Origin of the sequence: Streptomyces katrae, from assembly GCF_000966975.1 — a bacterium.
GTDB lineage: Bacteria > Actinomycetota > Actinomycetes > Streptomycetales > Streptomycetaceae > Streptomyces > Streptomyces katrae.
Genome location: NZ_JZWV01000637.1, coordinates 1 through 9456, shown reverse-complemented (window position 1 = coordinate 9456; position 9456 = coordinate 1). Strand labels below are relative to the sequence as shown.

Here is a 9456-nt window from a genome sequence, read left to right as displayed (position 1 = left end):
TTCGGCTACCAGGCCCCGGAAGGGCCGGCCGCGGGGAGGCCGCTGGGGGCCTGGGAGGAGCACGGATCCGCTTCCACGATCCGGGTCCGCACGGACGGGGTGACCGCCTACCACGAAGGGGACCGGTACGGCTGGGGCATCGGCACTCCTCCGGACGGGGCGGCGGTCTGCGGGATGAGCGAGGAGACCCCCGACCGGACCGGGCTCCTGGCGTACGAACGCGGCGGCGTCTGCGGCAGCCGCCTCGTGGCGGTGGACCTGGTCTCCGGCCGGCAGCTGTGGGCGCGGGACGTCCCGGATCCGTCGGGCACGGTGGCCGCGGGCGGCTCCCTCGTGCTGACGGCGCCGGGCGCCGCCGTCGTGGCCCGCGACCTCGCCACCGGCGCCGAACGCTGGCGCTCCCCGCTGCCCGAAGGCACCACCGCCACCGGCTTCCAGGCCGGCCGGGAGCGCGTACTGGTGACGGTCCGCTCCGCGTCGGGCACCGAACTCCTCGCCCTGGACCCCGCCACCGGCGCCCCCGCCTGGCGTTCCCCGCTCCCGGCCGGCACCGAACCCGCGCGCATCGTCTCGGCCGCCCCGGCGGCCTCCGTCATCGCGGGCGACCGCCTGCTGGTCTTCGACGCGCGGGGAAGGCCGCACACGGACGCCGGCTCCCCGTACGTCCCGTCGGCGGACGGCCGCCGGATCCGCCTCGGCGACGTCCTCGTCGTGGCGGTCCCGGAGCGGGAGAAGCGGGAGGTCCTGGCCGGGTTCTCGCTGACGGACGGCCGCCTCCTGTGGGAGCGCCCCCTCGGCGACGACTGGTCGGTACCCACGCTGGGCGGCATGCCCCGGGGCCGCGTCGCCGTGGTCTCCCGGGGTGCGTACACCCACCTGTGGGACCTCGACCCGCGCACCGGCGCCCCGGCCGGGGAGCCGGCGGTGCTGCGCGTGCGCGAGCTCCCGATGGCCGGCCGGACGGTCCTGTACGGGTGGACGTTCGTCAACCTGGATCCCGGCGGCACCCTTCCGCCCCTCTTCGACCTGGGGCCGGTCTACGGCTGGTGACGGCGCCCGGTCGCCTATCCTGCCTGCCCATGACCGTGTTGCAAGGAGCCTCCGTCGTCCTCGGCCCCACCCTCACCGAGGACATCCCCGCCCTGGCCGCCATCCGGGCCACTCCCGAGGTCCGCGCGCGGTGGCGGGGCGAGGACGACCTGGAAGCGGAGATCGCCGGGGACCTGGAGGACCCCGGCACGATCTGCCTGACCATCAGGTACGGGGAGCGGATCGCCGGCATGATCCAGTGGTACTCCGAGGAGGAGCCGGACTACCGGCACGCCGGCATCGACCTCTTCCTCGACCCCGCCCTGCACGGCAGGGGCCTGGGCACCGACGCGGTGCGCACCCTCGCCCGCCATCTCGTCGACGACCGCGGCTACCACCGGCTGGTCATCGACCCGGCGGCCGACAACGCCGCGGCGATCCGCTGCTACGAGAAGGTCGGCTTCCGGCCGGTGGGCATCATGCGCGAGTACGAGCGCGGTGCCGACGGCACCTGGCACGACGGCCTCCTGATGGACCTCCTGGCCGCCGAACTGAGGCGCTGAACCGAGGCGCTGAACCGAGGCGCCGCACTGTGGCACTCGACCCACGCGCCGAAGGGCGAGCCGCCCGGCGGGACGTGCGATGTGGTGGTCGGCACCCGTCCGGCGTCCGCACCGGCTCCGGAACCGGTCGCGGACGCCGGACAGGTTGCCGCCTGGGCCCACGGAAATCCTGCCGCCTCCCCACGAGCCCAGTCAATCCTGGGGTTTCCTTACTCAAACCCAAGCATTAGCTTGGGGTTCGTGACCTTGGACGATCTACGGGTGTTCGTGGCCGTCTGCCGGGCCGGGAGCCTGAGCGGTGTGGCGCGGGAACTGGGCCGCACGCAGTCCGCCGTGAGCCAGCACGTGAAGCGGCTGGAGCGGGAGACGGGCGTGGCCCTGCTGGAGCGCCGGCCGCGCGGCGTGGTGCCCACCCCGGCCGGACGCATCCTCCACGAGGCGGCCGCCGAAGGCATCGGCGCCCTGGACCGCGCCCTGCGCCGGATCGGCGAACTGGCCGACGGCGAGGGCGGCTCCGTACGCGTCGGCACCGGCGGGGCCACCGTCCGCCACTTCATGGCCGAGGCCATCGTCGGCTTCCGGCGCCGCCACTCCGCCGTGAACCTGGAATTCCGTACGGAGACCTCCAGCCGCCGCTGCTTCGACGCGCTCCTGGCCGGCACCCTCGACCTCGCCTGGGTCACCATCGGCCCCCCGGTGCCCGGCATCGAGCAGCGCCCCGTGGTCGACCTGCCCTGGGTCCTGGCCGTACGCGCCGAGGACCCGCTCGCGTCCCGCCCGGCCGTCGCCGCCGCCGACCTCACCGGCCTGCGCCTGGTGCGCCTGCCGCCGAACTCCCTCTCCGGCGCCCGCCTGGACGCGGCCTTCACCGGACTCGGCGTCCACGTCGGCTCCGACACCAGCGTGGCCGACTGGGACACCGCGCTCCTGCTCGCCGAACTCGGCCTGGGACACACCGTCGTACCGGCCGTCCCGGGACTGCGCGCGCCGGCCGGCGGGCCGCTGCGCCTCGTCCCCGTACCCGACCTGCCCCCGCTCCCGGTCGGCTGGGCCGTCCGCCGCTGGGACGCCCTCACCCCGCTCGCCCGCGCCTTCGCCGACACGGTCGCCGAAGCCTGCGCCGACGAGGACGCCACCGGCCGGACTTGACCCTCACCCCACGTCAGGCTTCAGCCTGAACCCCGACGAAAGGGCAGGTGGGATGACGTATTCCGTAGGACAGGTCGCGGCCTTCGCGGGGGTGACGGTGCGCACCCTGCACCACTACGACAAGGCCGGGCTGCTCTCCCCGGGCAGCCGCAGCCACGCCGGCTACCGGCTCTACGACGACGCCGACCTCGCGCGCCTCCAGCAGATCCTCTTCTACCGCGAACTCGGCTTCACCCTCGACGAGACGGCCGCCATCCTCCGCGACCCGCAGGCCGACGTCCTGGAGCACCTGCGGACCCGGCAGCGGCAGCTCGGCGAGGAGATCGCCCGGCTGCAGCGGCTCGCCGAGGTGGCCGCGCGGGCCATCGAAGTCCAGCAGACCGGGGTCCGGCTGACCCCGCAGGAGCGCTTCGAGGTGTTCGGGGAGATCACCTTCGACCTGAGCTACGCCACGGAGGCGGAGCTGAAGTGGACCGGCTCGGAGGGCCGCCGCGAAGCGATGGCCCGCGCCGCCGCCCACACCAAGGAGGACTGGAGCCTGCTCATGCGCGAGGCCACCGCCTGGCGCGCCGAACTGCTCACCGCCTTCGACGAGGCTGAGCCCTGCGACGGCGAACGGGCCATGGACCTCGCCGAGGATCGCCGAGGAACACCGCCTGCACATCTCACGGTGGTTCACCTCCTGCCCGCCCGGCATGCACCGGCGCATCGCGGACGACTTCCTCGCCGACCCCCGCGCCTTCGCCCTCGTCGTACCGCCCTCGCAGCAGCGCCCGGGCCTCGCCGCCTACCTCTGCAAGGCCGTCCACGCCAACGCGGCCCGCCGCACGGACGGCCGTACCGACTCGGAAGAGAACCGATGAAGATACTCATCGCCGCCGCCGGATCGCGCGGCGACGTCGACCCCTACACCGGCCTGGGCGCGGCACTGCGCGCCGCCGGCCACGACGTGGCCCTCGCCGCCACCGCCCCCTTCGCCCCCCTCGTACGCGCCGCGGGCCTTGAGTTCCGCGCCCTCCCCGCCGACACCCGGCCGCGCGGGGACGTCACCGACCGGCGCGAACTGATGCGCACCGCCGCCGCGTTCCTCACCGAACTGGGCCAGGGCTTCGCCGGCGCCGTGGACGCGGGCACCGACCTGCTCCTGCTGTCCACCACCACGGCCCCGCTCGGCTGGCACCTCGCCGAGGCCACCGGCACGCCCGGTCTCGGCGTCTACCTCCAGCCCACCGCCCCCACCGGGGACTTCCCTCCCGTGGTCACCGGCGCCCGCTCCCTGGGCCGGCTCGGCAACCGCGCCGCCGGACGGTTCGCCCTGCGCATGGCCGACCGGATCAGCGAGCAGGGGGCCGCCCGGCTCCGCGACCGGCTCGGGCTGGCGCCGCTCACCGCCTCCGCCATGCGCCGGCAGCGGGAACGGGAGCACTGGCCCGTGCTGCACGGCTGCAGCACGGCCCTGGTGCCGGCCCCTGCCGACTGGCGGCCGGGCCTGGACGTCGTGGGCAACTGGTGGCCGTACGTCGACCCGGCCCAGCGGCTGCCCGCGGACCTGGAGGACTTCCTCGACGCCGGCCCGCGGCCCGTCCTCATCGGCTTCGGGAGCATGGCCTCCGGCGAGGGGGAGCGGCTCGGCGAGCTCGCCGTGCGGGCCCTGCGCCGCGCCGGGCTGCGGGGCGTCCTGCAGAGCGGCAGCGCCGGACTCACCGCCGACGGCGGTCCGGACGTCCTCACCGTCGGTGACGTCCCGCACGCCCTGCTCCTCCCGAGGGTGGCCGCGGTCGTCCACCACGCCGGGGCCGGTACCTCGGCGGCCGCGCTGCGGGCCGGCGTTCCCGCGGTGACCGTCCCCGTGACCGCGGACCAGCCGTTCTGGGCGCGCCGCCTCGCCGCACTCGGCGCGGCGGCCGCCCCCCTCCCCTTCGCCTCCCTCACGGCCGAGGGGCTCGCCGAGGCGCTGGACCGGGTGGTGAAGGAGGAGCCGTACGCCCGGGCCGCCCGGGCGGCGGCGCGGCACATGGCCACGGAGGACGGAGCGGCACGGGTCCTGGAGGCGGTCGAAAGGATCGCCCGCGCCCGGTAGGGGGTCCGGCCCCGGGGGCCGCGTGCGGGGGATCGGCCCCCCGAAACCGTGTCGCCGACGCGCGGCACCGGCCACCTCGTGGAACCGTTTTCCCATGACTGAAGGATCGGTACCCCACATGTCCCCGGCGCGCATCACCGTCCTCTCCGTCCAGCCGGGCGACCCTCCCTTCCGGATCGTCCAGCTGGACGGAGAAGTCGTCGGCCGGGCGACCTCGATGACGGACGTGCTGCTGATCGCCGCCGAGGCGGGTATCACCATCCACGACCTCGACGACCTGGACGAGGTCCGGTGGGTCGGCGGAGGCAAGTTCCACTGGATCCTCCACTGATCTCCGCCCAGGGGCGGGCCTGCCCCGTCCGCCACCGCTCCGCCCGCCCTCCACCCGGCGCGGCTCACCACGTCACGTACAGGGCCTCCGGCGAGCGGTGGATGAGGGTGGGGCGCATCACCGGAGCGGGCCGGGCGGCGTCGAGCCGCAGGCCCGGCAGGGTCTCGGTGAACAGCTCCAGGGTGAGCCGCAGCTGACCGCGGGCCAGGTGCGAGCCCGGGCAGGCGTGCGGGCCGTGCCCGAAGGACAGGTGCGGCTGCCGGGTCCCGGCCCGGCGGATGTCGAAGACGCCGGCGTCCTCGTGGCGCCGTTCGTCCCGGTTGGCCGACGCGTACGCCACGAGCAGCGTGGCACCGGCGGGCAGCTCCGTACCGGCGATCTCCACCGGCCGGGTCGTGACCCGGCGGAAGGCCTGCACCGGCGGGTCGAAACGCAGCCCCTCCTCCACCGCCGCCGCGGTGAGCGCCGGATCGGCGCACAGCAGTTCCCACTGACGGCGGTCGCAGAGCAGGTGCAGGAGGGTCGTGGCGATCAGCGCACTGGTCGTCAGGAAGCCGGCGATCAGCAGGTTCTGCAGGTGCGCCACCAGCTCGTGGCGCTGCTCCTCGCCCAGCCCGGCCCCCGGCGGGGCCGCGGCGGCCGCCAGGTCCGAGCAGAGGTCCTCACGGGGCCGCGCCCTGCGTTCACGGACGTACCCGTCGAGCAGGTGCTGCAGGGCGACGACGTCCTCGGCGGCGGCCACCCGCTCCTGCGGCGACAGGGGGCGGAACAGCAGCTCCTCGGCCCGGTAACCGCCGTGCACGGCGGCCGGCACGTCCGCCGGATCCAGCCCGATCAGCCGCCCCACCACCAGCCCCGGCAGCTTCCGGGCGTACGCCTCCACCAGCTCGGCGGAGCCGGCCTCCGCGACCCGGGCCACCAGCTCGCGCGCGCACTCCCGCGCGTACGGCAGCAGGGCCGCCGAGCGCGCGGCGGACAACGCCCGGGCGAGCGGGGCGCGATGACGCCGGTGGACGGCCCCGTCGGAGGAGACGACAGTCTGCCGCGGCCCGAACCCGCGCGCCAGCACGCCGAGTACCTCCTGCGACGGCACGACGTCCGGCAGCAGCGCGTTGGCGGAGGAGAAGTCCTCCGCCCGGCGCAGCACCTCCCGTACGTCCTCGTCCCGTGCCACCAGCCACGCGTCCACCTCGGGCACGTACGTCAGCCCCCCGGCCCGCCGCGCCCGCTCGTACGGCGGATACGGATCCCGGTACAGCGCGTCCCGCCGCTCCTGCTCCCGCCCTGCCCCCACACACCCTCCACCCCGCGCGCGACCGCGGCCTCCCGGCCGCCGCGCCATCCTGCCCGACCCCCGCCCCACCGGGAAGACCGCCGGGTCATGCCGCGCGGTCGATGACGCGGAGCGTGTCGAGCAGGTGCAGGAACGCGTCGGCCAGCGGTGAATCGCGGTGGTCGTGGTCGAGGCGCCGCCAGTCGATCTGCTCGCGCAGCATGCGCGCCATCGGCAGCAGGTCCCCGAAGTCGCAGTAGTGCTCGCACAGGGCGGCGAGGCGGCTGTCCATCAGATCGGTGGGCGCCAGGACCGGCATCCACACCGAGTCCACCGCCCTGACCGTCGCGCGCTGCAGGAGGGCGGCGCTCACCGGGCGGCGGGCCAGCTCGAAGATCAGGTCGATCTCCTCACCGCCCGCGCTCCCCTTGACCAGCCAGTCCTCGGGGGCGCGGCGCATGGCGATGCCCCCGGCCTCCAGTGCCCGCACGGCTTCCTCGGCGTCCTCGGGGCGGACGCAGAAGTCCGTGTCGTGCTGGAAGTTCGCGGGCAGCCCGTGGGCGAAGGCGGCCACGCTGCCGGCCAGGGCGAAAGGGACGCCCGGACCCCTTGAGCAGCACCGCCACCCTCTTGGTGGTCTCCAGGATCGCCTGGGTGTGGTCCTTCGGCAGCAACCCCTCGTCGGGCCCGTCCCGGCCCGGGCCCCCCGGCGGCGCGTGGTCGCCGGGGAGGCAGGGGGCGGGAGTGTCACGACGGTGCACGCTGTGCATCGGATGCGGCCGTCAATAGTAGTGCCGGCGTCCTCCCCCGGCGTGCCCGACGGCGCCCAGCACCCACAGGACGAGACCGATGACGACGAGGATCACGCCGATCGTCCAGATGATCGAGATCCCGGTCAAGAAGCCGACGATGAGCAGAATGACGCCCAGGATAATCATGAGTACCTCCTGGTCCCTGACGATGGGGGGACCCCCCGCGTCTACCACCGCCGCGCGGGTTCATGCATGCGTGAGGGCACCCGCGGAATTCGCGGAGCATGGGGCTCCGTATTCCGGGTAGCCGCCAGGCGTTCGCTACCCCCAGCCGGGAGGCCATCATGGGCAAGATGAAGGGCAAGGCCGAGCAGCTCAAGGGCAAGACGAAGGAAGAGATCGGCGACATGGCCGACGACAAGAGCATGGAGATGAAGGGCAAGGCGGAGAAGGCCGCAGGACGGGCGAAGGAGTCCCAGGCGGACGCCGCGGCCCGGATGAAGAAGATCCACGACGCGAACCGCTGACCGGCGGCCCCGCACGGCGGGCACGGCGCATCCACACGAGCGCCGTGCCCGCCGCGCGCGCCCGGGAGCCGTGAGAGTCCGTCCTGGCGCGGTGCCCTCGGGGGGTTGAAGTTGTCGCTGCGGCAGTTCCTACCGTGGCGAACGGGCCGGAAGGACCGGCCCGGCGACGCTCGTGAGGGGAACCATGACGGACTGGCCGATCGCGGAAGTCGCGCGGATGTCGGGCGTGACAGCCAGGACACTGCGGCACTACGACGAGACGGGGCTCCTCCCGCCGGCCCGCATCGGCACCAACGGCCACCGCTACTACGGCGAGCACCAGCTCCTGACTGGCCGAGGGGGTCCGCCGCCGGACCGCCCACGCGACCCCGGCCGAGATCGAGGCCAAGCACCGCGAGCGGACGGCCCAGATGATCCGCATCGCCGAGCTGATGGCCGCCGGCGCCCCGGCCGGCGCCGAGCCGCTCCAGGCCGAGATCCACGCCCAGTACGAGGCACTGGTGGCGCTGCGCGCCGTCTCCGTCGACGAGTACCTCGCGCTCGCCCGGTCCTGCACGGACAACGAGGCGTGGCACGCAGCGTACGAGCTGATCGCGCCGGGCCTGGCCGCGTACCACCGGGCCGCGATGGAGGCGTACGCGGCGGCCCGTCTGAGGTGAACCCCGGCCGCGCCGCCACGGGAGCACCCGCCCGCGGCGCGACGGGAGCACCCGCCCGCGCCGCGACGGGAGCACCCGCCCGTGGCGGCGCGGCGCCCGGGACGCCGAGGAGGAGGCGTTCCCGGCCGTCCGGCAGTGGGACGTGGACACCCGGCCCCTCTACCGCGACGGCTGAGAGCTCCCCGGCGGGAGCAGCCGGCCGGCGAGGAAGCCCAGGATCTCGTCGCGGGCCCGCACCGTGGGATGGCCGGCCTCGTCCACGAAATGGGCGGTGACCACGCTGTGCGGGGTTCCCACCAGTTCGGCGAAGAAGGGCGGCGGCGCCGGGTTGGCGGCGGTGTCCGCCAGGACGCGCCCGTCGAAGGCGTCGCCGAGCAGCGCACGGTAGGCGGCGAAGCGCTGCCCCGTGCACCAGCGGTCGCCCTCGAAGCGGTAGGCGAGGACGGTCAGCCCGTCACGGTGGAGCCGCTCGCGCACGGCTCGGGCGTCCGCCGCGTCGAGTTCGAGCCCGCCGGGGTCGTCCAGCGGCAGCGACGGATGGTTGACCACCGGGGCGGTCACCGCCGGCTCCAGGGCCATCGTGAGGGCGAAGTTGCCGGTGAAACACAGGCCGATCGCCCCCACCCCGGGACCGCCGCACTCGGCGTGGGCCCGGCGCGCCAGGCCGCGCAGCCAGCCCGTCACCGGGCTGGTCCCGCCGCCCGCGAAGGCACGGAACTCCGCACTGACACAGGCGCGGCGGACGACCTCCCTGCCGCCCTCGGCCGTGGGGAAGGCGCCGTCCCTCCCGAACAGGGAGGGCACGTGGACGGTGAAACCCGCGTCCCGCACCCAGCGCGCGAGCCGCAGGACGTCCGGGCTGATGCCCGGCATCTCCGGCAGCACCACGACCGCGGGCCCGGAACCGGCCACGTACACCGTCTTCTCCACCCCCTCCACGGTCACGCTCCGGCGGATGAAGTCGCTGATCGGATCGGATTCGCTCATGGGGCCAGCCTCACCCGGGGACCGGGCCCCGGGTCAGGGGCGCGATCGCCGGAGCCGGGGGTAATCTCGCCACACGCGGGCGCGGCGGGGCGGGCGCCCGCAGGGA

The 9456-nt window shown here is 75.0% G+C and carries 10 protein-coding genes and 2 pseudogenes; 8 read left to right on the top strand and 4 right to left on the bottom strand.

Going from position 1 to position 9456, the window contains the following annotated elements; all coding sequences use genetic code 11:
• The 6 genes and pseudogenes from VR44_RS22765 to VR44_RS22745 all read left to right on the top strand — a co-directional run.
• The coding region (locus VR44_RS22765) for an outer membrane protein assembly factor BamB family protein (RefSeq protein ID WP_045949432.1) at positions 1–1050 on the top strand (1050 nt) is incomplete at its 5' end.
• A 29-nt stretch (positions 1051–1079) separates the two neighbouring features.
• Positions 1080–1592: a GNAT family N-acetyltransferase gene (locus tag VR44_RS22760; protein ID WP_045949431.1), complete on the top strand. Its 513-nt coding sequence runs from the start codon at positions 1080–1082 to the stop codon at positions 1590–1592.
• Positions 1593–1832: 240 nt separating this feature from the next.
• A complete protein-coding gene (locus tag VR44_RS22755) occupies positions 1833–2741 on the top strand; it encodes a LysR family transcriptional regulator (RefSeq protein WP_045949430.1) in 909 nt (302 codons plus the stop codon).
• Positions 2742–2793: 52 nt separating this feature from the next.
• Positions 2794–3604: pseudogene (locus VR44_RS42825) on the top strand (MerR family transcriptional regulator).
• The gene (locus VR44_RS22750; RefSeq protein WP_045949433.1) at positions 3601–4821 is read left to right on the top strand and encodes a glycosyltransferase; all 1221 of its coding nucleotides are present in this window, start codon (positions 3601–3603) and stop codon (positions 4819–4821) included. Before VR44_RS42825 ends, VR44_RS22750 begins: the two are co-directional and overlap by 4 nt.
• A gap of 94 nt (positions 4822–4915) precedes the next feature.
• A complete protein-coding gene (locus VR44_RS22745) occupies positions 4916–5152 on the top strand; it encodes a hypothetical protein (RefSeq protein WP_045949429.1) in 237 nt (78 codons plus the stop codon).
• Positions 5153–5216: 64 nt separating this feature from the next.
• Here the strand turns inward: VR44_RS22745 and VR44_RS22740 are convergent, their stop codons facing one another.
• The 3 genes from VR44_RS22740 to VR44_RS46005 form a co-directional block, all read right to left on the bottom strand.
• Positions 5217–6446, bottom strand: a complete 1230-nt coding sequence (locus tag VR44_RS22740; protein WP_045949428.1) for a cytochrome P450 — start codon at positions 6444–6446, stop codon at positions 5217–5219.
• 85 nt (positions 6447–6531) lie between these two features.
• A complete protein-coding gene (locus VR44_RS22735; protein ID WP_052713772.1) occupies positions 6532–6999 on the bottom strand; it encodes a nucleotidyltransferase family protein in 468 nt (155 codons plus the stop codon).
• 208 nt (positions 7000–7207) lie between these two features.
• Positions 7208–7363, bottom strand: a complete 156-nt coding sequence (locus VR44_RS46005; RefSeq protein WP_094191845.1) for a DUF6131 family protein — start codon at positions 7361–7363, stop codon at positions 7208–7210.
• Positions 7364–7521: 158 nt separating this feature from the next.
• On the opposite strand from VR44_RS46005, the gene VR44_RS22725 reads away from it, so the two are divergent.
• Together VR44_RS22725 and VR44_RS41990 are read left to right on the top strand one after the other, a co-directional pair.
• Positions 7522–7704: a CsbD family protein gene (locus VR44_RS22725; RefSeq protein ID WP_045949426.1), complete on the top strand. Its 183-nt coding sequence runs from the start codon at positions 7522–7524 to the stop codon at positions 7702–7704.
• Positions 7705–7888: 184 nt separating this feature from the next.
• Positions 7889–8363, top strand: a pseudogene (locus VR44_RS41990) (MerR family DNA-binding transcriptional regulator).
• A 159-nt stretch (positions 8364–8522) separates the two neighbouring features.
• On the opposite strand, the gene VR44_RS22715 reads toward VR44_RS41990, so the two are convergent.
• On the bottom strand, positions 8523–9350 hold the full coding sequence (locus VR44_RS22715; protein WP_045949425.1) for a dienelactone hydrolase family protein: 828 nt from the start codon (positions 9348–9350) through the stop codon (positions 8523–8525).
• Positions 9351–9456: the final 106 nt, after the last annotated feature.